Here is a 26229-nt window from a genome sequence, read left to right on the forward strand (position 1 = left end):
TGCCGGTCGCGCAGTTTGCCGCGCCCCGTGGAGGATGGGGCCCCGGACGGTCAGTCCATTCTGCGGGCCGAGCCCAGCAGACCTGTCTCCGCGTCCGTGGCCTGGGTCATCACGAACTGGCGGTCGCGGGCACCGCACCACAGTGTCACGCCGTCCGCCAGCGTGGACAGCGCCTCCGTCTCGGCCTGCGGGAGATGCATGATCCGACCGATCTGCGCGGCCTCGTCCGGCGAGACCCGCTGCACACCGACCAGATCCGACTTCTCCAGCAACCGGGGTGCCACGGGGCTCAGATACGGCAGCAGCGTCAGCACCGACTGCCACGGCGCCGAGACCACGCGCCCGCGCGGCGGCCGCATCCCGCAGTCGCGCACGACCACGACCGGCGATCCGGCGGACGCGCCCTGCGGCGGCACCCGGCCCACGTCGTGCAGCGCGATGCACTGCTGCCCGCCGCCCGCCGCCTGGGCGAGCGCCGTCCAGGCCGGGGCCCGGCCCGTCTCCACGGTCACGCGCGCGCCCGTCGCGGCCGCCCGCAGCGCGAGCACCTGCGCGGTCCAGAGCCCGCCGATCAGCGTCACGTCGTACGCCGTGGGGCGGTTGATGCCGAGGACCGACGGGCGGCCCGAGGCGTCCACGCCTATCACCATGCCGTCGTCGCCGACGGGCAGCGCCAGGGCCTCCACCTGGTCGGCGGAGAGCGCGTGCCGGTCGCGGCGCGGCCCGAGGAGCCCGAAGCCCATCCGGGCGCGCCCTCTGCGCACCTCAGGAGAGGTGGGCGCAGTGGCAGGAGAGACAGAGGACGTGGTCATCAGCGCGCACCCCCGAGCGGCAGTGTGGCCAGCATGCCCGGCAGCTGTTCGCGGTCCAGGCGCACCAGGCCGGTCTTCACACCGCGCGCGGTGCGCTCCAGCTCCCGGCGGGCGGAGACCAGTTCCTCGTCGCTGCGGCCGGTGATCCGGACGTGTCCGGTGAGCGTGACCTCCTGTCGGTCGCCGGCCGCCAGCGTCAGGCTGAACGTGGTGGCGAGCGCGGGCAGCGAGGTCAGCAGGGCGACCAGCTGCGGCATCGAGGCCCCGCCGCCGCCCAGTTGGGGCCAGCGGCCCACCCAGTACGTCGTGTGGCGGCGGTCGTCGCAGCGCCAGGTCCTGGCCGTCTCCTGGGTGCGCCGCCCGGGCGTGCCCGCGCGGCCGGCCTGGGTGATCGCCATCGGGTTGGCGCAGGTCGAGGTGGCGATGGCGCCGGTCAGCTCCTGCTCGGTGAGCACCGTCGTACGGAACCCGGCGCCGGTGAGCCGGCTCGCCAGCTGGTCCGCCGCGCGCACCAGGCACTTCTGGGCGCCGGTCAGACCGCCGCCGCGCGCCGCCACCGCCTCCGGGCACAGCTCGGGGTCGAGCTTGAGCGCGATCCAGGTGATGCGCACCGCGGGCGAGCCCGTCTGCGCCTGCAGCGGTGCGTAGTTGCGGGCGGCCACCGACTGCTGCGGCAGGTGCGGGGCGGGCGCGGGCTGGGTGTGCTGGACGATCTGCGCGGACTCCAGGCGGATGCCGTCGACGTCCAGCGCGTCCCGCACCAGCGTCACCGGCAGCGGGCGGGCGCCGCGCTCGGGGCGCAGCGCCGTGGCGTCCATCTCGACCTGGAGGACGGCGGTGAGGAAGGTGCCGTCGCCGACCATGCCGACGGGGCGGCGGTCGCGGTCGCCGAACGTGTACGTCCGCAGGGCCGGGTCGCACTCCACCGCCGGGGCGAAGCCCGGTTCCGTGCCCTCCGGGACCGGCAGGCTCGCCGCCCTGCGCGTACGCGCGCGCAGCGCGAGCACCGTGCCCAGCCACTCGGGCAGCGAGCGGCGGTGGCGGCGGACGACCGCGAGCAGCACGAGCAGCGCGGCGACCACACCGGCGGGTACCAACATCAGCGTGTCGATCACCCACGCGACGAGCAGCACGGCGGCGGCCAGCTCGACGAGCACGAGTTGTTGCAGTCGGAACGACCCGAAGTGGCCGGGCCGGGCCTTGAGACGGGGGGCGGAGGCTCCCTGGGCGGGGGCCGACGGACCGGCGGCGGCAGGCCGCACACGCGTCGCGGACGCCATCACTCCACCACCCCCCATTCGTGCGCAAGCACCCAAAACATCCGGATTCCCCCAGCTCGGCAAGGGGTCTTGACGGCGGCTTCACCCTACCCGCCCCACAGGCACCCTCGGTCAACAGGCATAGTAGGGGGCCGGTCTGACAATCGAGGCCCGGGGACCGCAGGACCAGGTCCGATCAGGGGGCCGCGCGGGGAGAGACAGAGGCGCATGGCATCACGGCGGGACGAGCTCAACGCGTACACCTTTGCGAAGAAGCGCACGGTGGCGGCGTTTCTGCAACCGTCTCCCACGGGCACGGAGGAAGGTGCTCCGCGCCCGCTGAAGGCCATCGTGCCGAGCGTGATCGTGGCCGCGCTCTGCCTCGCCGGCTTCGGCGCCTGGGGGATGTTCAAGCCCAAGGCGCCGCAGGGCTGGGACACCCCGGGCACCAAGGTGATCGTCGGCAAGCAGTCGACGACCCGTTACGTCGTCCTGTCCACCGGCAAGGGCAAGGACAAGAAGGTCCTGCTGCACCCGGTGCTCAACCTGGCCTCGGCGCGGCTGCTGCTCGATCCGCAGAAGTTCGACGTCATCCAGGTCAGCGACGACATCCTGGACTCGGGCAAGCTCTCACGCGGCCCGATCCTGGGCATTCCGTACGCCCCGGACCGCTTGCCCGCCGCGAGCGAGGCCGGAAAGGCCAAGCGCTGGGCGGTCTGCGAGCAGCCCGGCGGCGGCAAGGACTCGGTCCAGAAGGCCGCGTTCGTCTTCGCCGACCGCGACTTCAAGCTGACCGACGACAAGCGCCGCCTCACCGGCGGCCAGGTCCTCTACGTCCAGGGCCAGAAGAACAAGGCCCGTTACGTGGTGGACGCCAAGGGCACCAAGTACCTGGTCAAGGGCAACCCCGGCGATCTGCTGGCCCGTACCCTCTTCGACGCCTCCGAGCAGCCGCAGCAGGTCACCGACGACTGGCTGGCGACCCTGGGCGACGGCACCCCGGTGGACTTCCCGGAGATCCCCGGCCAGGCCGGCTCCCCGGCGGCCACCGGCGGCGGTCTCTCGCCGGACCTCGACAAGGTCGGCATGGTGCTGAGCGCCCAGACCGGCGCGGGCCTCCAGCAGTACGTAGTACTGAAGGGGAAGGTGCAGCCCGTCTCCGACTTCACGGCCTGGCTGCTGCTCAACTCGCCGCAGAACACCAGGCTCGGCATGCACGGCACGGTGAAGGCCGTCGACGCGGCCTCGATCGCGCCGACCACAGAGTTCTTCGGCGCCGCCAACAACTGGCCCGACAAGAAGGCGAAGCAGGTCAACGCGGGCGGTGGCGCGGCCGCCTCGGGCGCGCGCAGCACCGTGTGCAGCGTGCTGCGCAAGGTCGACGACAAGGGCAACACCACCCTGTCCACCTGGGCAGGCACCGAGTACCCGGCGGCCATCACCGCGGGCGGCACCAGCACGTACGTCACCCCCGGAACCGGCCTGCTCTACACGCAGGTGCAGGGCAAGCAGACCAAGCCGGACGGCTCGCTGTTCCTGGTCACCGACACCGGACTGCGGTACGCGGTGCAGGCCAACGGCGACAGTGACGCCGCCCGCTCCGACATCGGCGCCGGCGACCAGCAGAAGCCCGACGACGGCCGCCCCGAGCCGAGCCAGGCGCAGCAGCGCCTCGGATACGAGAAGGTCACCCCGGCCCTGGTGCCCATCAACTGGTCGGAGTTCCTGTCCAAGGGCCCCCGGCTCGACACCAACAGCGCCCGCCAGCCCCAGGGCTCGTAGGGAGGACTGACGTCAGTGTCGATGCTGAAGCCATTCAGGAAGCCGGTGCTGGTGGGCGTGGCCACGGCCGTCGCCGCGCTGGCGCTCGCCCCGTCCGCGTACGCCGCACCCGTGCCGCCCGCCCTCGGCATCGACGGCAGCGGCGAGTGCACCTTCCCCATGAAGAAGCAGATCGAGGGTCGCCCCTGGTCGCTCCAGCGGGTGCTCTTCGACGAGCTGTGGCAGGACACCAAGGGCAAGGGCGTACGGGTCGCGGTCATCGACACCGGTGTCGACATCGCCAACCCGCAGCTGAAGTCCGCGGTCGACGCCAAGAGCGGCGCGGACTACCTCAAGCCCGAGAAGGACGGTTCGGGCGAGCAGAACGACAAGCGCGGCAAGACCGGCGGCACGGTCGACGAGGTCGGCCACGGCACCAAGGTCGCGGGCATCATCGCCGCGCGCCCGCGCGCGGGCACCGGCTTCGTGGGACTTGCGCCCGAGGCCACGATCATCCCGATCCGCCAGAACGACGAGAAGAACAGCGGCAAGACGGACACGATGGCGAAGGCCATCGACCACGCCATCGCGCAGCACGCCGACGTCATCAACATCTCGCAGGACACGACCGAGCCGCAGGGCCCCAACTCGGACCTCGCGAGGGCCGTCCGGCGGGCGCTCGACAAGCAGATCGTGGTGGTCGCCTCGGCGGGCAACGACGGCATGGACGGCAAAGCGAAGGACACCTACCCGGCGGCCTTCCCGGGCGTCCTCGCGGTCGCGTCCTCGGACCGCAACAACGAGCGCGCGGTGTTCTCGCAGCCGGGCACGTTCGTGGGGGTCGCGGCGCCGGGCGTCGACGTCGTCTCGACCGTGCCGGGCAACGGCCAGTGCTCGGACAACGGAACGAGCTTCTCCGCCCCGTACGTCGCCGGGGTCGCCGCGCTGCTGCGCGCGAAGTACCCGTACGCGAGCACGAAGTGGACCGCCGCGCAGATCATCGCGCGGATCGAGCAGACGGCCGAGCGTTCGGTCAACGGGCACGACAACTTCGTCGGCTGGGGTGTGGTCGACCCGGTCCGCGCGGTGACCGACGACTCGCCCCCGGAGGCGGCCGCGCACCCGGACCCCGGCCCGGCCAAGGCCCAGGCTCCGGACGTGGCCGCGCTGGCGCTCTCCGAGACGCCCCAGGAGCGCAACGAGCGGTACGCCACGTACGCGTTGGGCATCGCCGCCCTGCTGGTGGCGGTGGTCGCGGGCACGGCGACGGTGATCCGGGACGCCCGGAAGCGGGGTTTGCAGAAGGTGAACGGGGCGAACGGCGTTTCGGGACGAACCTGAGACGTCTTTGAGTACGGATACTCATTCGGCTCCGAAACCGGAGTGACTAGAGTGATCACATGCTTCGCGCGCTTCACGAGTGTGACGAAGCGGCAGCGGTAGCGCGGCACCAGTGGCACAGCGGTGTCGACGGGGATTCACGGGGAGGAACAGTGGCCGAGCCGAACGGTGGCGGCAACGGCGGCAAGGGCAACGGCGGCGGAAAGCCGGACCTCGGCGTCGACGGGGTGAGCCTCGCCGACTTCAAGGGCCGCATGGAGGAACTGCTGCGCAGCCTGGACAAGTCCCCGGCCCGCCACACCAAGATCGCCGACCAGCGGGTGCAGCCCGAGGCGTACGGCAAGGGGTTCGCGGCCGCGGACGAGCTGCACAAGGCGTACGACAAGGTCCGTACGAACCTGGAGCGGCTCACCAAGATCTTCGGTGAGCAGATCGAGGGCATGGGCATCGCGGTGCACATCGCGGACAAGGGCTACGGCGGCATCGACGTGGACGAGGCCCACCGCTACCAGGCCATCCGCAAGGAGACGGAGAAGTACTACGAGACTCCGGCGGCCGGTACGAAGCCGGGAGACCAGGGTCCGGGTGCGAATCCGGGTACGAAGCAGCCGCCCGCCAAGGGCAACGACGCCGACTCCGGCGGCCTGAAGTAAAGGGGGGCACAACGATGGCGACGGACGAGTTCGAGGGCATGACCCTCGAAGCCCTCAACGCGATGCTGGCCTCGGCCAAGCCGGGCGAACTGACCGGCGCGGCCGAGACGCTGGCCGCCGCGGCGCCCGACATCGCGGACATCGCGCGGGACCTGCGCTGGTACATCGACCAGGTCAAGTGGCACGGCGCCGGTGGCGACGCGTTCCGCGAGTGGGGCCGCGGCATGATCTCGGAAACGCTGGTGCTGAGCGAGTACGCCGGGGCCGTCGGCCAGGAGATGGCCCGCGCGGGCCAGGCCCTGACCGAGGCGAAGGCGGCGGTCCCGGCGTCGGACGGCATGTGCTACGCCGACCCGGAGAAGGAGAAGGCCCGCCTGAAGGCGGTGGGGCCGAAGACGAACGAGGCGATCAATGCGCTGAATCGGCTGGCGTCGTTCTACAACACGTCGAAGGATCGGATTTCGGCGCAGCCTGAGCCTAAGTTTGCGCCGTTGCCGGTCCAGCGCAGTGGCGACGAGTCCGCCTACGGGACGAGTTCGTCCTACGGCGGCGGCCCCTCCGCCGCGCACAGCGGTAGCGGCGGTGTCGTGGGCGGGGCGTCCTACGCGCCTTCCGGCTCAACGGGGCACCACACCACGGCTGGTAACGCGACAGTGACCCCCGGCTCGGCGGTTACGGCACCTTCCGGTGTGCACCAGCCGGTGGGAACCTCCATCGACTCCGTCACCATGACTCCGCCCCCGGAGACCACGACGCGGCCCACTGGGCCTGCCGTTCCCACTCCGACACATGTCGGACCGACGCCTGTTCTCACCCCGCCTCCCGTCCTGCCGGGTCCGCTCGGCAAGAGCGGTCTGGAGCGGCCGACCACGACGACCCGTGTGCCCGGCGAGGGACCGGCCACCGGTCGTTCGACGGGCGGTCTGCGCGGTCCGGGTATCGCTCGTCCGAGTGGTCCGCCGGGCACCACGCGCGGTATCACCCCCGAGGGCATCAGCGGCGGGCGTCCCACACCGATGACCGGCCGTGGCTCGACGCCCCGGCTTCCGATGGGCACGGTCGTCGGCGAGGAGCGCGCCGGAACCGGTATGGGCCGTGGGCCCATGGGCGGCGGTATGGGCCACGGCCCCGGCGGCCAGGCGCGTGGCGCGACGGGCATGGGCGGTCGCAGGCTGGCTTCCGAGCCGGGTGGAACTGTTGGGGCCCCGCGTGCGTCTCTCGGCGGGCGTGGTGAATTCACCCCCGGTGGTACGGGGTTGGTGAACGGCAACAAGCGAGGCACGGACCGGCGTCGTTCCACTTCTTCCGAGGCCCCCGACTACCTGGTCGAGGACGAGGAGACGTGGGCGATGGACCACCGCAAGGTCGTCCCGCCGGTGGTCGACTGACGTACGCAAACCATCGCCGCTCAAGGAGTCCGCAGTCCCATGTTCAGCTCAGCCCGCTCGGTGCGCAGCCGCTCGGCACTTCTCGGTGCCGCGGTGGCTGCCGCGCTGGCCTGCTGCGTCGGCACCGCGCCGACGGCGCTGGCCGACGACATGCGGTCCAAGCAGTGGTACCTGGACGCGATGGACGCGGACGCCATGTGGAAGGTCAGCACCGGTTCCGGGGTCACGGTGGCGGTCGTCGACAGCGGTGTCGACGACACCGTTCCGGAACTCAAGGGCCGTGTCCTGCCGGGCAAGAACATCGACCAGCCGGCGAAGAGTGCCCGCGAGGACACCAACCGGCACGGGACGAACATGGGGCTGCTCATCGCGGGCAGCGGTGCGCAGGGCGGGGTCAAGGGGCTCGCTCCCGGGGCCAAGGTCCTTCCGGTGAAGGCCTACGAGAACGTCCTGCCGGGGCTGAAGGTCGTCTCGCTGGGCATTCGCGCCGCCGCGGACACCGAGGCCAAGATCATCAGTGTGTCGTTGGGCGGCTCGCCCAACGGCGCCGAGGACGCCGAACTCAAGTCGGCGGTCGACTACGCCCTCAAGAAGGGCAAGCTGATCTTTGCGGCAGCGGGCAACGACGAACTCGACCGCATCGACCACCCAGGGGCGTACCCCGGTGTCGTCGCGGTGAGTGCCATCGACTCCAAGGGCAAGGTCGCGCAGTGGTCCAACCACGGTGCAGGCGTGGGGCTCGCGGCCCCGGGCGATGAGATCCCCGGGTACTGCACGCGTGGCGCCGGGTACTGCGCTTCCCACGGCACCAGCCAAGCCACCGCCCTAACCTCCGCCACAGCCGCCCTCATCTGGTCCGCCCACCCCGACTGGACCGGCAACCAGGTGCTGCGCGTGATGATGGAGACCGCCGGGCACAACGGCAAGGTGCCCAGCCAGTACATCGGCTACGGCACCGTCCGCCCCGCCCAGGTCCTCCTCAAGGGGAACGGCAACCCGGGCCCCGCAGACGTGAATCCGCTGCTCGCCGCCCGAGGCGGCGCAGCCACGACTTCCCCCTCTCCCGCAGACACAGCAGACAAGGGGGCAGGCAGTGGCGACCAGGAGAAGCCGCAGGCCGGTAAGGCCGCGGACGCGGAGTCCGAGGACAAGGACTCCGCGCCCTGGACCGTCATCGCCATCATCGCCGCGCTCGTCGTCCTCATCGGCGGCGCCGTCGCGGCGGTACGTGTACGCAACAAGCGAGCGTGATCACTCGCTCGGACACTCACGAGAGGGAAGACAATGAGCTCCAACCCCGGTGGTCAGAGCATTGGCTACGAGGCCGTCACCAAGGCCAAGAACGCCATTGAGGAAACCGCCCACGACATGAGCCAGCAGATCCGCGTCCTGGCCGACGCGATCGCCACGGTCGGGGCCGGCTGGACCGGTTCCGGTGCCAACCAGTTCGTGACCGCCCAGGACACGCTGAACCGGCGCCACGACGACATCCGCCGCAAGCTGGACGTCCTGTACAACGCCGTGATCGGTACGAAGAACCTCAACCAGGAGAACGACGCGGAGGTCGACGCCGCGTTCCGGGCGCTCAACGCGGAGGGCGGCGCCGCCAGCGGCGGCGTGCCCAACACCTCCGGCCTGAACAACCTCTAGGCACTGCCGCAAGGCACCCGGCCGGCGCCGCACGCACGCGCCGCGGGTCATCCGCGTACGTACGCATCCAGCAGTTCAGACTTCACGAGGAGCAGACATGGGCGACTTGGGTCCCGACCTCAAGATTCGGTATGAGAACGTCCAGGAGATCGCGAACAGCATCCGCGCCATCTCCAAGCGCATCACGGACGACCTCGGGCGCATGGAGGCGGCGGTCAACGTCGTCGCCAACACCTGGGACGGCGAGGCGCACGGCCAGTACCTGAAGGTCCAGAAGGACTACCGGGCCGACGCGCACGACATCCAGATGACGCTGGAGAAGATCGCCAAGACGATCGAGACCGGCAAGGAGAGCTACCACGCGACCGACCTCAAGGCGTCGCGGCTGTTCACCGAGAGCTACTGATCCCGGGGACAGGCACAGGGAAAGGGGGTCACGCCCGCGTCGGGCGTGACCCCCTTCCGTATGTACTGGAACGCCGCGCGAGCGCTCAGCGCAGGTCGAACTCGCCGTCCCTGGCCCCCAGGACGAACGCCGTCCACTCCGCCTCCGTGTACCGCAGCACGGTGTCCGGGTCGAGGGACGACCGCATCGCGACGGCGCCGCCGGGCAGATGGGCGATCTCCACCCGCTCCTCCGCCTCCTCGGTGCCGGGCGCGCTCACCCACTCCACGCCCGTGATGTCCAGGGCGTACAGCTCTTCCTTCTCACGTTCGCTGCCCATGTAGCACGTTCCCTTCGAAGTTCAGTGCCTGTCAGCGTAGTTGGAGCGGGCGGCTCGCACCGCCCGTTCCTCCTACTGTCACTGCTCCGGGAGCCAGCCCAGCTGCACCAGCGGGGTGCCGCGCTTGCGGGAGACGAAGTAGCCGCGGCCCTGCGGCATCGGGCGAGGCCGGACGTTGCCCAGCACATCGCCCTCGTTCGGGTCGCCGGACAGGACCACGCCCTGCGCGCCGAGCTCCTTGATGCGCTGCATGAACGTCTCGTACATCGAGCGCGATGCGCCCGCCGAGCTGCGGGCGATGATGAAGCGGACGCCGACGTCGCGGGAGAACGGCAGGTTCTCCACCATCACCGACAGCGGGTTGCCCGCGTTCGTCGACACCAGCTCGTAGTCGTCGATGATGATGAAGACCTGCGGGCCGGTCCACCAGGAGCGGTCGCGCAGCTGCTGCGGGGTCACGTCCGCCGGGGGCTGGCGGCGCACCATCAGGTCCGCGAGCGCGTTCATGTGCATCTCGAGCGCGCTGGCCAGCGGCGCGTACTCAAGGAGATGCGTGTCCGGGACCACGTCCAGGAGCGAGCGGCGGTAGTCGCCGACCACGATCTTCGCCTCGTCCGGCGAGTACCGCTCGGAGATCTTCTGGGCGAGGTGGCGAAGCAGCGCCGTCTTGCCCGACTCGCTCTCGCCGAAGACCAGGAAGAACGGGTCGGTCTCGAAGTCGACGAACACCGGCTCCAGATTGGTCTCGTCGATGCCGATCGCCACACCGTGCTGCGGGTACTCGAAGCCCTTCGGCAGCTGGTCGGCCGGGAGGCGGCGGGGGAGCAGCCGGACGGTGGGGGCGGCCGGGCCCTGCCAGGCCTCCTTCACCGTACGGACGAACTCCTCGGTGGCCTGGGTGAGCGTCTCGGGGTCGCACGAGCCGTCCATGCGCGGCAGCGCCGACATGAAGTGCAGCTTCTCCGCGACCTGGCCGCGGCCCGGCATGCCCACCGGCACGTTGGCCGCGACCTTGCGGTCGAACTCGGAGTCCATCGAGTCACCGAGCCGCAGCTCCAGGCGGCCCAGGATTTGGTCCTTGAGCGCGGCGCGCACCTCCATGTAGCGGGAGGCGGTGAGGATGACGTGGATGCCGTAGCCCAGGCCCCGGCTCGCGATGTCCTGGACGACGCCGTCGAGCATCTCGTAGTCGCCGCGGAACGCGCCCCAGCCGTCGATGACCAGGAACACGTCGCCCCAGGCCTCGCCCGGCAGGTCACCGGCCGCGCGGCGGCGCCGGTAGGTGGAGATGGAGTCGATGCCGTTGGCGCGGAAGAACTCCTCGCGGCGGTTCAGCACGCCCGCGACCTCCGCCACCGTACGCCGCACCCGCTCGGGGTCCAGGCGCGAGGCGATGCCGCCCACATGCGGCAGGTCGGCGACGGCCGACAGGCCGCCACCGCCGAAGTCCAGCCCGTAGAACTGCACTTCGTGCGGGGTGTGGGTGAGCGCGAACGACGAGATCAGGGTGCGCAGCAGCGTCGACTTGCCGGACTGCGGGCCGCCGACGAGCAGCATGTGGCCGGCCGCGCCCGAGAAGTCGCGGTAGAGCACCTCGCGGCGCTGCTCGAAGGGCTTGTCGATGAGGCCGAGCGGCACGATCAGACCGCCCGGGCGGGTGTACTCCGTCGCGTTGAGACCGCGCTCCGCCGTCGCCGCGATGCCCGGCAGCAGCTGGTCGAGCGAGGGCGCGTCGTCCAGCGGCGGCAGCCACACCTGGTGGGCGGGCACGCCCTGCCCCTCCAGGCGCCGCACGATCACGTCGAGCACCGTGTCGGCCAGAGCGTCGTCCTCGCCCGGGCCGCGCACGGCCGCCGGGTCCGGCGCCGCGTACACGACCGGCACCGGGGCCGCCGTGAACAGCGCGGTGCGCCGCTCTATCGGCAGCGGGCCCACGGTGAGGTCGGGGCCGCCGGAGCGGTAGGTGCCCGACACGTACGCCGCCTTGAAGCGGACCATCTCGTCCGTGCCGAACTTGAGGTAGCCCGAACCGGGCACCGATGGCAGGTGGTAGGCGTCGGGGACGCCGAGCGCGGTGCGCGACTCGGCCGCCGAGAAGGTCCGCAGACCCACGCGGTAGGAGAGGTACGTGTCCAGGCCGCGCAGCTTGCCCTCCTCCAGGCGCTGCGAGGCCAGCAGCAGGTGCACGCCCAGGGAGCGGCCGATGCGGCCGATCTGGATGAACATGTCGATGAAGTCGGGCTTGGCGGTGAGGAGTTCGGAGAACTCGTCGATCACCAGGACCAGCGAGGCCAGCGGTTCGAGCGGGGCGCCCGCCGCGCGCGCCTTCTCGTAGTCGTGCATGTTGGCGTAGTTGCCCGCCGAGCGCAGCAGCTCCTGGCGGCGCTGGAGCTCGCCGCGGATCGCGTCGCCCATGCGGTCGACCAGGGTCAGGTCGTCCGCCAGGTTGGTGATGACCGCCGCCACGTGCGGCATCTGCGACATGCCGGTGAAGGTCGCGCCGCCCTTGAAGTCGGCGAGGACGAAGTTCAGCGTCTCCGAGGTGTGGGTGACCGCGAGGCCGAGCACCAGGGTGCGAAGGAGCTCCGACTTGCCGGAGCCGGTCGCGCCCACGCACAGGCCGTGCGGGCCCATGCCCTCCTGCGCGGCCTCCTTGAGGTCCAGCATCACCGGCTGGCCGTCCTCGCCGACGCCGATCGGCACCCGTAGCCGCTCGGCCGTCGAGCGCGGCCGCCAGGTGCGGGCCACGTCGATGGAGCCCGCGTCCCCGAGGTTCAGCAGATCCGTGAAGTCCAGGTTGGCGAGCAGCGGTTCGTCGTCGTCACCGGTGCCCATCTGCAGCGGCGCGAGCTGGCGGGCCAGCGCCTCGGCGGCCGGCAGCGACATCTGGTCGGGCACGCCCTCGTACGCGAGCCCGAAGCCCGACTCCAGGCGCAGCCTGCCCGGCCGCACGACCACCGAGAGGCCGCCGCGCGGCTCGTCGAGCTCGCCCGGCACCACCTCGATGATGGTGACGCCCTGCAGGCCCTCGGCGGCCGCGAACGCCGAGTCCGGCGGCACCATCCCGCCGTCCAGGACCACCACCAGGTGCGGCTGGTCCAGGACCGGCTGGTTGTCCCGGCTGAACCGGGGCCGCCCGTCCAGCCTGCTGTGCAGCAGCAGCTCCAGCTCGCCCAGGTCGTCGCCGAACAGCCGCTTCGTACCGGCCCCGTCGACCTGGCCGGGGACCTGGGTGTGCGGCAGCCACTTCGTCCAGTCCCAGCGCGCCACCGCGCCCGGCGCCGCCACCACGGCGACCATCAGGTCGTCGGGGGAGTGCAGCGTCACCAGCTGTGCCACCAGCGCGCGCGCCGCCGACTGCGAGGCGTCCGGGTCGCCGGAGACCGTCACGTGGTAGAAGGCGCGCATCGAGACCGCCATCGGCAGCCCGTCCAGCGACCCGTGCACCGCCAGGAACTGCTGCATGGCGCCCGCGCACAGCGGCTCCAGCTCGTCCACCGGCGCCGTCTCCGGCGCTATCAGCGGGGTCGCGAGCTGCTGCGCGCCAAGCCCGATCCGGGCCTGCCCGAAGTCGTCGTCGCCGACCCGGCGCTCCCACACCCGCGAGCCCTCCGCGACCACCGACCACAACTGCTCGGGCGCCGGGTGCAGATACAGCTGCGCGTCGCGCTGGCGACGCGCGGTCTTGCGCACCGCACGCCGCGTCTGGGCGAGGTACTTGAGGTAGTCGCGCCGGACATCTGCCATTTGCCCCTGCGCACCCTTGCGGAACTTCACCAGCTGCGCGATGACCATCGCCAGGGTGGAGACCAGCATCAGCGCGCCCATGATCTTCATGAACGGCGCCGAGTTGGGCATGAAGAAGAACACCACCGACGAGCCCATGCCGAGCATCGGCAGGAGCTGCATCAGCATCGACTCCTGCTGTCCGCGCGGCAGCTCCGGCGGCGCCTCCAGCCGCAGCTCGTCCGAGGACACTTCGGGCGGCAAGGACCGCGGCGGGCGTTTGACGACGATCTGGCTCACCGGAGCATCAATCCCTCAATACGGACGGTCACTTGCGTTCCGGCGCCCCCTGACCGCTCGTTTCGGGGGCTTCCTGCGCGCGACGGTGATCCTACTTGCAGCCTGTGACACCGGAGCCCGGTAGGGTGGCGCGCGCAGTGTGCGCAACCGCGAATCAGGGGGTCCGAGGACGTGAGTACGACCGCAGCGACAGGCTTCTGCCGGGTCACGGTGGTGGCGCCCGACAGTCGCATCGATGTGGCCCTCCCGGAGGACATCGCCGTCGCCGACGTCTATCCGGAGATCCTCCGGCTCACCGGTCAGACCCAGCCCGCGGGCGCGCCCACCGGCTACCACCTGGTGCGCCGCGACGGCACCGTCCTCGACGGCGCCCGCACCCTCGCCGCGCAGCAGGTCCTCGACGGGGAGCTGCTGAGCCTGCGCCCGTTCGCCGAGTCGCTGCCGCCCGCCGTCTTCGACGACGTCTCGGACGCCGTCGCCTCCGCCGTCACCCGCGACCGCCACCTGTGGAGCGACGACCTGCTGCGCTGGGCGGGCCTGGTCGGCGGCGTCCTGCTGCTCGTCCTGATGGGCTTCGTCCTCTGGTACGCGGACCCCGTCGACCACGTCATGCACGGCCTGCCCGGCATCATCGCGGGCTCCGCCGGACTGCTGCTCACCGCCTTCGCGGGGGTGCGGGCCCGGGTCTACTCCGACCGCGCCAGCGCCGTGGCCCTGGGCCTGGGCGCACTGCCCCTGCTGCTCATCGCGGGCTCCGGCATCATCGGCCCCGACAGCGGCGACGGCCCCGGCAAGCTCCAGTTCCTGCTCGGCTGCGTCACCGTCCTGGTCGCCTCGGTGTCCCTGGTCGTGCTCACCCCGAGCGGCGACGCCCCGTTCGTGGCGACCACCTTCCTCGCCGCCACCGGCACCCTCGCCACCTTCGTGGCGATCCTCACCGAGTCCACCGCCACCCGTACGGCCGCGGTCTGCGCCCCGGTCGCCATCGGCCTGGTCGCCTTCCTGCCCGGCCTCTCGGCGCGCTTCGCCCGGCTCCCCATCGGCTACGCCTCCCCGCGCAGCGCCACCGCCGACGACTTCGGCCCCGAGCCCAGCAGCGCCCCCGACGCCCGCCCCGTCGACGCCGAGCGCATCGCCGCCCAGGCCCGGCGCGGCCACGAGATGCTGCTCGGCCTGGTCGGCGGCTGCGCCGCGACCGTCGTCGGCTCCGCCGCCGTCCTCGGCTTCTCGCACAGCCTCTACGGCCAGCTCCTCGCCCTGATGGCCGGGCTCGCCATGCTGCTGCGCGCCCGCCTGTTCCGCTACACCTCGCAGGTCGCCTGCGTCCTGGTGGCCGGGATCGCCGCCATCGCCCTGCTGGTCCTGGGCCTGTCCCTGAACCCGCCCGGCGACCTGCTGTACGACTTCGTCCGCTACGGCGACCGCGGCTCCCTCGACATCCGTACGATCTGGCTCTCCGCGGCCGTCGCCGCCGGCGCCGCCCTGATCACCGCCATCGGCCTGATCATCCCGAAGAAGGGCCTCTCGCCGTTCTGGGGCCGCAGCCTCGACCTCGCCGAGGGCGCCGTACTGCTCTCGCTGGTCCCGCTCTGCCTGGCCGTCCTCGACGTCTTCGACCGGGCCCGCTCGCTCACCAGCGGCTGACCGGGCCGCCGGGACACGCCCGGGGCGCCGGGAACCCCCGATCGGACGAGTCCCCGCGTACTGGTACGCTGTGTGACGGCCGTTTGTGTACGCGCCTCCGGGTTGTTCTGGGGGCTGCGCCCAGCGGATCCCCGCCTCCCGAGTAACGGAAGCTCCCCTGAGACAAAGACCAGGGGCACTCGGTGGCACATTTTGACTACGAGGAGTACCGAGTGTCTCTCGACGCCGCTACGAAGAAGCAGATCATGTCCGAGTTCGGCCAGAAGGAGGGCGACACCGGCTCCCCCGAGGTCCAGGTCGCCATGCTCTCCCGCCGCATCTCGGACCTGACCGAGCACCTCAAGACCCACAAGCACGACCACCACTCCCGTCGTGGTCTGCTGATCCTCGTGGGCCAGCGCCGCCGCCTGCTGCAGTACCTGGCCAAGAAGGACATCCAGCGCTTCCGTGCGCTGGTCGACCGCCTGGGCATCCGCCGCGGTGCGGCCGGCGGCGCCAAGTAAGTCGCCGTGAAGGGAGCGGTTCCCACCTATTAGGGGGCCGCTCCCTTTGCTGTACGTGCGGAACGTACCGGACGCTCAGTAGTCTGGTCGTACAACGCAACACACAATGAGCGAGAAGGCTCCTCCCGCCGCCGGTCCTCGGTAGTGGCCTCCGGGAGAAAACGCCCCCGGATGCTTCGATCGAAGACCGGCCCGCAGCCAAGGAGCGCTTCTCCGCCCGTCCCCCGCCACACGGGCCCGGGGACGAAAGACGATGAGTATCGGAGAAAACGCTAGTGGAGAACGAGACCCACTACGCCGAGGCCGTTATTGACAACGGTTCCTTCGGCACCCGCACCATCCGCTTCGAGACGGGCCGCCTGGCCAAGCAGGCCGCCGGCTCCGCCGTCGCGTACCTGGACGACGACACGATGGTCCTGTCGGCCACCACCGCGTCCAAGAAGCCCAAGGACCAGCTCGACTTCTTCCCCCTGACGGTGGACGTCGAGGAGCGGATGTACGCGGCCGGCAAGATCCCCGGCTCCTTCTTCCGCCGGGAGGGCCGCCCCTCCGAGGACGCGATCCTCACCTGCCGCCTGATCGACCGCCCGCTGCGCCCGTCCTTCAAGAAGGGCCTGCGCAACGAGATCCAGGTCGTCGCCACGATCATGGCGCTCAACCCCGACCACCTGTACGACGTCGTCGCGATCAACGCCGCGTCCGCGTCCACCCAGCTGGCCGGTCTGCCCTTCTCCGGCCCGATCGGCGGCGTCCGCGTCGCGCTGATCAACGGCCAGTGGGTCGCCTTCCCGACGCACACCGAGCTCGAGGACGCCGTCTTCGACATGGTCGTCGCGGGCCGCGCCCTGGAGGACGGCGACGTCGCGATCATGATGGTCGAGGCCGAGGCCACCGAGAAGACCATCCAGCTGGTCAAGGGCGGCGCCGAGGCGCCGACCGAGGAGGTCGTCGCCGCCGGTCTGGACGCCGCGAAGCCCTTCATCAAGGTGCTCTGCAAGGCCCAGGCCGACCTCGCCGCCAAGGCCGCGAAGCCGACCGGCGAGTTCCCGGTCTTCCTCGACTACCAGGACGACGTCCTGGAGGCGCTCACCGCCGCGGTCAAGGGCGAGCTCGCCCAGGCGCTCACCATCGCGGGCAAGCAGGACCGCGAGACGGAGCTGGACCGCGTCAAGGAGCTGGCCGCCGAGAAGCTCCTCCCGGCCTTCGAGGGCCGCGAGAAGGAGATCTCCGCCGCCTACCGCGCGCTGACCAAGAAGCTGGTCCGCGAGCGCGTCATCAAGGACAAGGTCCGCATCGACGGCCGCGGGATCACGGACATCCGTACCCTGGCCGCCGAGGTCGAGGCCATCCCGCGCGTGCACGGCTCGGCGCTGTTCGAGCGTGGCGAGACCCAGATCCTGGGCGTCACCACCCTCAACATGCTCCGTATGGAGCAGCAGCTGGACACCCTTTCCCCGGTGACCCGCAAGCGCTACATGCACAACTACAACTTCCCGCCGTACTCGGTCGGCGAGACCGGCCGCGTCGGCTCCCCGAAGCGCCGCGAGATCGGCCACGGCGCGCTCGCCGAGCGCGCGATCGTGCCGGTCCTGCCGACGCGCGAGGAGTTCCCGTACGCGATCCGTCAGGTGTCCGAGGCCCTCGGCTCCAACGGCTCGACGTCCATGGGCTCGGTCTGCGCCTCCACCATGTCGCTGCTGAACGCCGGTGTGCCGCTCAAGGCCCCCGTCGCCGGTATCGCCATGGGCCTGATCTCCCAGGAGATCGACGGCAAGACGCACTACGTCGCCCTCACCGACATCCTCGGTGCGGAGGACGCCTTCGGCGACATGGACTTCAAGGTCGCCGGTACGAAGGAGTTCGTCACCGCCCTCCAGCTCGACACCAAGCTGGACGGCATCCCGGCCTCCGTCCTGGCCGCGGCCCTCAAGCAGGCCCGCGACGCCCGCCTCCACATCCTCGACGTGATGATGGAAGCGATCGACACGCCGGACGAGATGTCCCCGAACGCCCCGCGGATCATCACCGTCAAGATCCCGGTGGACAAGATCGGTGAGGTCATCGGCCCCAAGGGCAAGATGATCAACCAGATCCAGGAGGACACCGGCGCCGAGATCACGATCGAGGACGACGGCACCATCTACATCGGTGCCCAGGTCGGCTCGCAGGCCGAGGCCGCCCGCGCCACGATCAACGCGATCGCCAACCCGACCATGCCGGAGGTCGGCGAGCGCTACCTGGGTACGGTCGTCAAGACCACCACCTTCGGTGCGTTCGTCTCCCTGATGCCCGGCAAGGACGGCCTGCTGCACATCTCGCAGATCCGCAAGCTCGCCGGTGGCAAGCGCGTGGAGAACGTCGAGGACGTGCTCGCGGTCGGCACCAAGGTCCAGGTCGAGATCGCGGAGATCGACTCCCGCGGCAAGCTCTCCCTGGTCCCGGTCGTCGAGGGTGAAGACGGCGACGAGACGAAGGACGACACCGACAAGTGACGTCCCGTAGCTCCAAGGCGACGGCCCGCACCTCCTCGGAGGCGCGGGCCGTCGCCCGTACCCAAACGCTTCTCCAGGGCACCAACGGCATCGGCACCGTCCGCCGCACCACCCTCCCCGGCGGCCTGCGCGTCGTCACCGAGACCCTGCCGTCCGTACGGTCGGCGACCTTCGGCATCTGGGTCCAGGTCGGCTCCCGCGACGAGACGCCCACGCTCAACGGCGCCACGCACTACCTGGAGCACCTCCTCTTCAAGGGCACACGCAAGCGCAGCGCCCTCGACATCTCCTCCGCGATCGACGCGGTCGGCGGCGAGATGAACGCCTTCACGGCGAAGGAGTACACCTGCTACTACGCGCGCGTGCTCGACACCGACCTGCCGCTGGCGATCGACGTCGTCTGCGACATGCTGACCGGCTCGCTGATCCTCGAAGAGGACGTGGACGCCGAGCGCGGTGTCATCCTCGAAGAGATCGCGATGACCGAGGACGACCCGGGCGACTGCGTGCACGACCTGTTCGCGCACACCATGCTCGGCGACACCCCGCTGGGCCGCCCGGTCCTCGGCACGGTCGACACGATCAACGCGCTGACCCGGTCGCAGGTCGCCCGCTTCTACAAGAAGCACTACGACCCGCGCCACCTGGTCGTGGCGGCCGCCGGAAACGTCGACCACGCCACCGTCGTACGCCAGGTCCGCAAGGCCTTCGAGAAGGCCGGCGCGCTCAGCCAGACGGACGCGGTCCCCCTCGCCCCGCGCGACGGCAACCGCACCCTGAAGACGGCGGGTCGCGTCGAGCTTCTCAACCGCCGCACCGAGCAGGCGCACGTCGTCCTCGGCATGCCGGGCCTGGCCCGCACCGACGAGCGCCGCTGGGCGCTCGGCGTGCTGAACACGGCCCTGGGCGGCGGCATGTCGTCCCGCCTCTTCCAGGAGGTACGGGAGAAGCGCGGCCTCGCCTACAGCGTGTACTCGTACACCTCGGGCTTCGCCGACTGCGGTCTGTTCGGCGTGTACGCGGGCTGCCGCCCCAACCAGGTCCACGACGTCCTGAAGATCTGCCGGGACGAGCTGGACCGGGTCGCCTCGGACGGCCTGTCGGACGAGGAGATCGGCCGCGCGGTCGGCCAGCTCTCCGGTTCGACCGTGCTCGGCCTGGAGGACACGGGCGCGCTGATGAACCGCATCGGCAAGAGCGAGCTGTGCTGGGGCACCCAGATGTCGGTCGACGACATGCTGGCCCGGATAGCCGCGGTCACCCCGGACGACGTCCGCGAGGTGGCCCGTGATGTGCTGGGCCGGCGTCCCTCGCTGTCCGTCATCGGCCCGCTGAAGGACAAGCAGGCCGACCGCCTCCATGAAGCGGTCTCCTGATCCGTACGTGTTCGCAAGGACGTAAGGAAGCAAGCATGAGCAAGCTGCGCGTGGCGGTCCTCGGCGCCAAGGGCCGGATCGGCTCCGAGGCGGTACGGGCCGTGGAAGCGGCCGAGGACATGGAGCTGGTGGCCGCGCTGGGCCGGGGCGACAAGCTGGAGGCGCTCGCCGACGCGGGCGCCCAGGTCGTGGTCGAACTGACCACCCCCGCCTCGGTGATGGGCAACCTCGACTTCTGTGTGCGCCACGGGATGCACGCGGTCGTCGGCACCACCGGCTGGACCGAGGACCGCCTCGCGCAGCTCACCACCTGGCTGGACGGCTCGCCGTCCACCGGTGTGCTCATCGCGCCGAACTTCTCCATCGGGGCCGTCCTGACGATGAAGTTCGCGCAGCTCGCCGCCCCCTACTTCGAGTCGGTCGAGGTCGTCGAGCTGCACCACCCCAACAAGGTGGACGCGCCCTCGGGCACCGCGACGCGCACCGCGCAGCTGATCGCGGCGGCCCGCGCCGAGGCCGGGGTCGCCCCCGCGCCGGACGCCACGGCGACGGCGCTGGACGGGGCGCGCGGCGCGGACGTCGACGGCGTCCCCGTCCACGCGGTCCGGCTGCGCGGTCTGCTGGCGCACCAGGAGGTCCTCCTGGGCGCCGAGGGCGAGACGCTGACGATCCGTCATGACTCGCTCCACCACAGCAGCTTCATGCCGGGCATCCTGCTCGGCGCGCGCCGCGTGGTGACCACTCCGGGCCTGACCTTCGGCCTGGAACACTTCCTCGACCTGAACTGAGCTGGACTGCCGGTCATGCGCGCAAAGATCACTTACTTCGTCACGGCTGCCGTCCTGGTCTTCTACTTCGTCCTGGTCGGCAGCCGGGGCGTGATGCTCATCCAGGACGGCAAGCTGATCACCGTCACCATGGGGATCGCGGTCCTGGTGCTGCCGCTGATCGGCATCTGGTTCCTGTGGGCCAACACCCGCTTCGTGACCCGGGCCAACGCCCTCGCCGCCGAGCTGGAGGCCGAGGGCGGCCTCCCGGTCGACGAGCTGGTCCGCACCCCGGCCGGCCGCATCGACCGCGACTCGGCCGACGAGGTCTTCGCCCGCCGCAAGGCGGAGACGGAGGACGCCCCGAACGACTGGCGCTGCTGGTTCCGCCTGGCGGTGGCCTACCAGGACGCCCGAGACACCCCCCGAGCCCGCAAGGCGATGCAGCGGGCGATCACGCTGAGGGAGGCGGCGGAGTAGTCCGCCGCGCCCGCGCGGCACGGCTCCCGGTCAGGGGCGCCCGTACTCCGCGCCCCAAGCCTCCACCGTGTCGGCCGCCCGGTCGAACGCCTCGACGCGCGACAGGAAGTCCGCGTTGTGGTCGGTGAGCAGCACCGGAAGCGTCGCCCCACCGGGCCGGGAGGCGAGCAGCGCCTGCCCCTGCACGGTCCGCGGCAGCCCGAGCCACCGCACCGGCTGCTGCACCGTCCGTACGTTCTCGATCTGCTGCCACGGCACCGTGGACGTGCTCAGGAAGCGGACCCGCCGCAGCCCGGCGCGGCTGACCCAGACGCCCATCCGCAGCATCCGCAGCGCGGACGCGATCACGGCGAGGGCGACCACCAGGACCGCCAGGGCCGCGGCCGGACCACCCGTGAACGCGATGATCACCGCGGCGAGCAGCACGAACGACGCCAGGAGCAGCAGCACGGCGGCCGCTCCGACCCGCCAGGGGCCCGGCCGGTAGGGCCGCCGCCAGTGGTCGTGGTCGTCGAAGGGCAGCGCGACGTCGTCGGCGGTCGCATCGAATGCGCGGTCGGCCGTCAGGAAGGGCAGGGGCACGACTGATCCTCACTCACAAGCACGCTCGATTGGCTGTGCCCGGTGAGGCTACCCAGGAGGCGGTGGAACGACCAGTTCCGGGGGGCCATGGGGGTGCCTCCCACGCCATTCGGGCGAGGGGGGAGCGTCAGCGGCCGTCCGCCTGGGACTGCTGGGAGTGCGCGGGCGACTGGGTCGGCTCCATCGCGGGCAGGCCGAACAGGAGCGAGCCCGCGAGCCCGGCCACCACGGTGAGCCCGACCAGCGTACGGCCCACTATTCGCCCGGCGCCTAGACGCTCGCGCGGCGGCGGGGTGACATTGCTGCGGAAGCGGTCGGCCTCGGCGACGAACGTGAACGGGACGGACTCCCGCCGGCGGAACATGAGGGGCGTCTCCTTGCCTCTGGGGGTGGTGCGCGGGCTTGTGGTGTGGTGCTCGAACTGTGGTGCGTCTACTGGTACAGACGCACGGAGTTGAGGATTGGTGCCCGAATTCCCCGAATTGGCCGAAGAATTCTGTGACGCATCGTCAGCGCGGGCGTTGTCGGTGCCGGGCCGTAGAGTGGTCGCCGCCGCACCAAATGGAAGGACCCGCCGGTGACCGACACCCCCGCCGCAGACCTCAAGCCCAGCTTCCGCAGTGACGTCACCGTCGAGCTCGTGAAGCACACCGCCGGCGACTCCGACGTGCTGTGGGCGGCCCGCGTCTCCACCGCCGGCGAGCAGTCCCTGGAGGAGCTCCAGAAGGACCCCGAGCGCTCCCGCGGCTTGATCAACTACCTGATGCGGGACCGGCACGGCAGCCCCTTCGAGCACAACTCGATGACGTTCTTCATCAGCGCCCCGATCTTCGTCTTCCGCGAGTTCATGCGGCACCGGGTGGGCTGGTCGTACAACGAGGAGTCGGGCCGCTACCGGGAGCTCCAGCCGGTCTTCTACGTGCCGGGAGCCGACCGCAAGCTCGTCCAGCAGGGCCGCCCCGGCAAGTACGAGTTCGTCGAGGGCAGCGAGGCCCAGCAGGAGCTGACGAACCGCGCGATGGAGGACTCCTACCGCCAGGCGTACGAGGCGTACCAGGAGATGCTGGCGGCGGGCGTGGCCCGCGAGGTCGCCCGCGCGGTGCTCCCGGTCGGCCTGTTCTCGTCGATGTACGCGACGTGCAACGCCCGTTCCCTGATGCACTTCCTGGGCCTGCGCACCCAGCACGAGCAGGCGAAGGTGCCGTCGTTCCCGCAGCGCGAGATCGAGATGGTCGGCGAGAAGATGGAGGAGCACTGGGCGAAGCTCATGCCGCTCACCTACGCCGCCTTCAACGCCAACGGCCGCGTAGCCCCGTAAGGGCCCCGAATCCGCCCGCACGGGCACAGATGTGCGGATAGCGCGCGCAAAGTGTCCGTATTGCGGCGTTTCGTGAAGTTCATCTAGGCTGATCAAACGGACCCGGCACTGCTTGAACCCCCGAGCAGGCAGTGCCGGGCTCCCTCTGCCACGTCCCCCGAGGGGACACCGGGCGCTGAGCAGCGAGTAGCGTGTTACCCATGGCTCCGATCTCCACTCCGCAGACCCCCTTCGGGCGGGTCCTCACCGCCATGGTCACGCCCTTCACGGCGGACGGCGCACTCGACCTCGACGGCGCGCAGCGGCTCGCCGTCCACCTGGTCGACGCAGGCAACGACGGACTGATCGTCAACGGCACCACCGGCGAGTCCCCGACCACCAGCGACGCGGAGAAAGACCAGCTCGTACGGGCCGTACTGGAAGCGGTTGGAGACCGGGCCCACGTCGTCGCCGGCATCGGCACCAATGACACGCGTCACACCCTGGAGCTGGCCCGCACGGCCGAGCGCTCCGGCGCACACGGCCTGCTCGCCGTCACGCCGTACTACAACAAGCCCCCCCAGGAGGGCCTGTACCGGCACTTCTCGGCCATCGCCGACGCCACCGAGCTCCCGGTGATGCTCTACGACATCCCCGGCCGCAGTGGTGTCCCGATCGACACCGAAACCCTGGTACGCCTCGCCGAGCACCCGCGTATCGTCGCCAACAAGGACGCCAAGGGCGACCTCGGCCGTGCCAGCTGGGCCATCGCCCGCTCCGGCCTCGCCTGGTACTCCGGCGACGACATGCTCAACCTGCCGTTGCTCTCGGTCGGCGCGGTCGGCTTCGTCTCGGTCGTCGGCCACGTGGTCACCCCCGAGCTGCGCGCGCTCCTCGACGCGTACCTCTCGGGCAACGTCCAGAAGGCCACCGAGATCCACCAGCGGCTGCTCCCGGTGTACACGGGCATGTTCCGTACCCAGGGAGTGATCACCACCAAGGCAGCGCTGGCCCTCCAGGGCCTGCCCGGTGGACCGCTGCGACTGCCGATGATCGACCTGACGGCGGAGGAAACCGCCCAGCTCAAGATCGATCTTGCGGCCGGCGGGGTAGAGCTGTAGCTCCTGCGGGGTACAGCTGTCACCACAGACTTCACAACTGAATACGAAGAACGAAACAGACAACAGCAAGTGCACGAATGTCATGCGCGCCACGTGCCTCAGAGGTACGTGGCGTGTGTGGTGAGGAGAGTCTTTTGAGTCATCCGCATCCCGAACTCGGCACCCCGCCGAAGCTTCCCAAGAACGGCCTGCGCGTCACCCCGCTCGGCGGTCTCGGCGAAATCGGCCGGAACATGACGGTCTTCGAGTACGGCGGCCGCCTGCTCATCGTCGACTGCGGCGTGCTCTTCCCCGAGGAGGAGCAGCCCGGCGTCGACCTGATCCTGCCGGACTTCAGCAGCATCAGGGACCGCCTCGACGACATCGAGGGCATCGTGCTCACGCACGGCCACGAGGACCACATCGGCGGCGTCCCGTACCTGCTCCGCGAGAAGCCGGACATCCCGCTGATCGGCTCCAAGCTGACCCTCGCGCTGATCGAGGCGAAGCTCCAGGAGCACCGCATCCGCCCGTACACGCTGGAGGTCGCCGAGGGCGACCGCGAGCGCCTGGGCCCCTTCGACTGCGAGTTCATCGCGGTCAACCACTCCATCCCGGACGCCCTCGCGGTGGCCATCCGCACCCCCGCGGGCCTGGCCGTCGCCACCGGCGACTTCAAGATGGACCAGCTCCCGCTGGACGGGCGCCTGACCGACCTGCACGCCTTCGCCCGGCTGAGCGAGGAGGGCATCGACCTCCTCCTCTCCGACTCGACGAACGCCGAGGTCCCCGGTTTCGTACCGCCGGAGCGGGACATCTCCAACGTCCTGCGCACGGTGTTCGCGAACGCCGACAAGCGCATCATCGTGGCCAGCTTCGCCAGCCACGTGCACCGCATCCAGCAGATCCTGGACGCCGCGCACGAGTACGGCCGCCGGGTCGCCTTCGTCGGCCGCTCGATGGTCCGCAACATGGGTATCGCGCGCGACCTGGGCTACCTCCGGGTCCCCGCGGGCCTGGTCGTGGACGTCAAGACGCTCGACGACCTGCCGGACGACGAGGTCGTGCTGGTCTGCACCGGTTCGCAGGGCGAGCCCATGGCGGCGCTGTCCCGCATGGCCAACCGCGACCACCAGATCCGGATCGTCCAGGGCGACACGGTGATCCTGGCGTCGTCCCTGATCCCGGGCAACGAGAACGCGGTCTACCGCGTCATCAACGGCCTGACCCGCTGGGGCGCGAACGTCGTCCACAAGGGCAACGCCAAGGTGCACGTCTCGGGCCACGCCTCGGCCGGCGAGCTGCTGTACTTCTACAACATCTGCAAGCCGAAGAACCTGATGCCGGTCCACGGCGAATGGCGCCACCTGCGGGCGAACGCGGAGCTCGGAGCCCTCACCGGCGTCCCGAAGAACCACATCGTCATCGCCGAGGACGGCGTGGTCGTCGACCTGGTCGACGGCGCCGCGAAGATCGTCGGCAAGGTCCAGGCGGGTTACGTGTACGTGGACGGCCTCTCGGTCGGCGACGTCACCGAGTCCTCGCTCAAGGACCGCCGCATCCTCGGGGACGAGGGCATCATCTCGGTCTTCGTGGTCGTCGACTCGTCGAGCGGCAAGATCGTCAGCGGTCCGACGATCCAGGCGCGCGGTTCCGGCATCGAGGACTCGGCCTTCACCCCCGTGGTCTCGAAGGTCGAAGAGGCGCTGAACAAGTCCGCCCAGGACGGCGTCGTCGAGCCCCACCAGCTCCAGCAGCTGATCCGCCGCTCGGTCGGCAAGTGGGTCTCGGACACCTACCGTCGGCGCCCGATGATCCTCCCGGTCGTCGTAGAGGTCTGACGACCCGTCTGACACCAACGGCGTACGCCCGGAGCGGGGCCCCTCGATTTGCATCGGGGCGCCCCGCTCCAGTACGTTTACATCTCCTCCAGACGGGAACCCGGCACCTTCACGTGCCGCCCGCGTCAGTGACGCGGGGACAGGGAAACCGAACGGGAGGGAAATTCCGACTCAGAATCTCTGATAAAGTCGGAGCCGCCGGAAAGGGAAACGCGAAAGCGAAAACCTGGAAAGCGAATCCCGCTGACCGGGAATCGGACACGAAAGAGTCTGATAGAGTCGGAAACGAAGGAAGCGCCCGGAGGGCCCGGAAACGGGAACAAAGGAAGCGTCCGTACCTTGAGAACTCAACAGCGTGCCAAAAGTCAACGCCAGATTGACAACCCCGGCCCACTTCGGTGGGTTGGAGGTTCCTTTGAAAAGTCCTTCCGGTCCTTGTGACGGGTAGGCAACAACACAGCGAGGACGCTGAGAACAGTCGGCCATATTCCGGCATGACTGTTCCGCTCTTACGTGTGTGTGCACCGGATTA

The 26229-nt window shown here is 70.4% G+C and carries 22 protein-coding genes; 16 read left to right on the forward strand and 6 right to left on the reverse strand.

Annotated elements, in window-relative coordinates:
• Positions 1-50: 50 nt before the first annotated feature.
• Positions 51-812: a hypothetical protein gene (locus IE252_RS38775; RefSeq protein WP_373298680.1), complete on the reverse strand. Its 762-nt coding sequence runs from the start codon at positions 810-812 to the stop codon at positions 51-53.
• Complete coding sequence (gene eccE / locus IE252_RS38780; RefSeq protein ID WP_190094206.1) at positions 812-2092, reverse strand: type VII secretion protein EccE; 1281 nt, start codon at positions 2090-2092, stop codon at positions 812-814. Before eccE ends, IE252_RS38775 begins: the two co-directional genes overlap by 1 nt.
• Positions 2093-2299: 207 nt before the next feature.
• Between eccE and eccB the strand changes: the two genes are divergently transcribed.
• The 7 genes from eccB to IE252_RS38815 all read left to right on the forward strand — a co-directional run bounded on the left by eccB (position 2300) and on the right by IE252_RS38815 (position 9270).
• The gene (gene eccB / locus IE252_RS38785; protein WP_190094207.1) at positions 2300-3853 is read left to right on the forward strand and encodes a type VII secretion protein EccB; all 1554 of its coding nucleotides are present in this window, start codon (positions 2300-2302) and stop codon (positions 3851-3853) included.
• Between the two features lie 21 nt (positions 3854-3874).
• Complete coding sequence (gene mycP, locus IE252_RS38790; RefSeq protein ID WP_190094208.1) at positions 3875-5173, forward strand: type VII secretion-associated serine protease mycosin; 1299 nt, start codon at positions 3875-3877, stop codon at positions 5171-5173.
• Between the two features lie 152 nt (positions 5174-5325).
• Positions 5326-5826, forward strand: a complete 501-nt coding sequence (locus IE252_RS38795; RefSeq protein ID WP_190094209.1) for a DUF2563 family protein — start codon at positions 5326-5328, stop codon at positions 5824-5826.
• A gap of 14 nt (positions 5827-5840) precedes the next feature.
• A complete protein-coding gene (locus IE252_RS38800; protein ID WP_190094210.1) occupies positions 5841-7214 on the forward strand; it encodes a hypothetical protein in 1374 nt (457 codons plus the stop codon).
• 39 nt (positions 7215-7253) lie between these two features.
• On the forward strand, positions 7254-8465 hold the full coding sequence (locus tag IE252_RS38805) for a S8 family serine peptidase (protein ID WP_190094211.1): 1212 nt from the start codon (positions 7254-7256) through the stop codon (positions 8463-8465).
• Positions 8466-8498: 33 nt separating this feature from the next.
• A complete protein-coding gene (locus IE252_RS38810) occupies positions 8499-8864 on the forward strand; it encodes a WXG100 family type VII secretion target (RefSeq protein ID WP_190094212.1) in 366 nt (121 codons plus the stop codon).
• 97 nt (positions 8865-8961) lie between these two features.
• Entirely contained in the window at positions 8962-9270 is a 309-nt protein-coding gene (locus IE252_RS38815; RefSeq protein WP_190094213.1) for a WXG100 family type VII secretion target, read from the forward strand.
• 85 nt (positions 9271-9355) lie between these two features.
• Here IE252_RS38815 and IE252_RS38820 read toward each other — a convergent pair whose 3' ends face one another.
• Both IE252_RS38820 and eccCa read right to left on the reverse strand, forming a co-directional pair.
• The gene (locus IE252_RS38820) at positions 9356-9589 is read right to left on the reverse strand and encodes a DUF397 domain-containing protein (protein ID WP_190094214.1); all 234 of its coding nucleotides are present in this window, start codon (positions 9587-9589) and stop codon (positions 9356-9358) included.
• A 78-nt stretch (positions 9590-9667) separates the two neighbouring features.
• Complete coding sequence (gene eccCa, locus IE252_RS38825; RefSeq protein WP_190094215.1) at positions 9668-13615, reverse strand: type VII secretion protein EccCa; 3948 nt, start codon at positions 13613-13615, stop codon at positions 9668-9670.
• A gap of 171 nt (positions 13616-13786) precedes the next feature.
• Here eccCa and eccD point away from each other — a divergent pair, with 171 nt between their 5' ends.
• The 6 genes from eccD to IE252_RS38855 all read left to right on the forward strand — a co-directional run bounded on the left by eccD (position 13787) and on the right by IE252_RS38855 (position 20877).
• Entirely contained in the window at positions 13787-15259 is a 1473-nt protein-coding gene (gene eccD, locus IE252_RS38830) for a type VII secretion integral membrane protein EccD (protein ID WP_190094216.1), read from the forward strand.
• Between the two features lie 212 nt (positions 15260-15471).
• Positions 15472-15762 carry a 30S ribosomal protein S15 gene (gene rpsO / locus IE252_RS38835; protein ID WP_067164948.1) on the forward strand — a complete coding sequence of 97 codons (291 nt, stop codon included), beginning with the start codon at positions 15472-15474 and terminating at the stop codon, positions 15760-15762.
• A gap of 275 nt (positions 15763-16037) precedes the next feature.
• Positions 16038-18254, forward strand: coding sequence for a polyribonucleotide nucleotidyltransferase (locus IE252_RS38840; protein WP_190094217.1), 2217 nt, complete (start codon positions 16038-16040; stop codon positions 18252-18254).
• The gene (locus tag IE252_RS38845; protein WP_190094218.1) at positions 18251-19630 is read left to right on the forward strand and encodes a M16 family metallopeptidase; all 1380 of its coding nucleotides are present in this window, start codon (positions 18251-18253) and stop codon (positions 19628-19630) included. The genes IE252_RS38840 and IE252_RS38845 overlap by 4 nt, the downstream gene beginning before the upstream one ends.
• A 35-nt stretch (positions 19631-19665) precedes the next feature.
• Positions 19666-20418 (forward strand): 4-hydroxy-tetrahydrodipicolinate reductase, encoded by a 753-nt coding sequence (gene dapB, locus IE252_RS38850; RefSeq protein ID WP_190094219.1) that lies wholly within the window; start codon positions 19666-19668, stop codon positions 20416-20418.
• Between the two features lie 15 nt (positions 20419-20433).
• The gene (locus IE252_RS38855) at positions 20434-20877 is read left to right on the forward strand and encodes a hypothetical protein (RefSeq protein WP_190094220.1); all 444 of its coding nucleotides are present in this window, start codon (positions 20434-20436) and stop codon (positions 20875-20877) included.
• A gap of 30 nt (positions 20878-20907) precedes the next feature.
• Here IE252_RS38855 and IE252_RS38860 read toward each other — a convergent pair whose 3' ends face one another.
• Together IE252_RS38860 and IE252_RS38865 are read right to left on the reverse strand one after the other, a co-directional pair.
• Entirely contained in the window at positions 20908-21459 is a 552-nt protein-coding gene (locus IE252_RS38860) for an SCO5741 family PH domain-containing membrane protein (RefSeq protein ID WP_190094221.1), read from the reverse strand.
• A 127-nt stretch (positions 21460-21586) separates the two neighbouring features.
• Positions 21587-21823 (reverse strand): hypothetical protein, encoded by a 237-nt coding sequence (locus tag IE252_RS38865; RefSeq protein ID WP_190094222.1) that lies wholly within the window; start codon positions 21821-21823, stop codon positions 21587-21589.
• Between the two features lie 213 nt (positions 21824-22036).
• On the opposite strand from IE252_RS38865, the gene thyX reads away from it, so the two are divergent.
• The 3 genes from thyX (at position 22037) to IE252_RS38880 (ending at position 25697) form a co-directional block, all read left to right on the forward strand.
• The gene (gene thyX, locus IE252_RS38870) at positions 22037-22777 is read left to right on the forward strand and encodes an FAD-dependent thymidylate synthase (protein ID WP_190094223.1); all 741 of its coding nucleotides are present in this window, start codon (positions 22037-22039) and stop codon (positions 22775-22777) included.
• 200 nt (positions 22778-22977) lie between these two features.
• Entirely contained in the window at positions 22978-23877 is a 900-nt protein-coding gene (gene dapA / locus IE252_RS38875) for a 4-hydroxy-tetrahydrodipicolinate synthase (RefSeq protein ID WP_190094224.1), read from the forward strand.
• 134 nt (positions 23878-24011) lie between these two features.
• Positions 24012-25697, forward strand: a complete 1686-nt coding sequence (locus IE252_RS38880) for a ribonuclease J (protein ID WP_101390480.1) — start codon at positions 24012-24014, stop codon at positions 25695-25697.
• Positions 25698-26229 lie beyond the last annotated feature (532 nt).

It is taken from the genome of Streptomyces melanogenes (assembly GCF_014649795.1).
Taxonomy (GTDB): Bacteria; Actinomycetota; Actinomycetes; order Streptomycetales; family Streptomycetaceae; genus Streptomyces; species Streptomyces noboritoensis.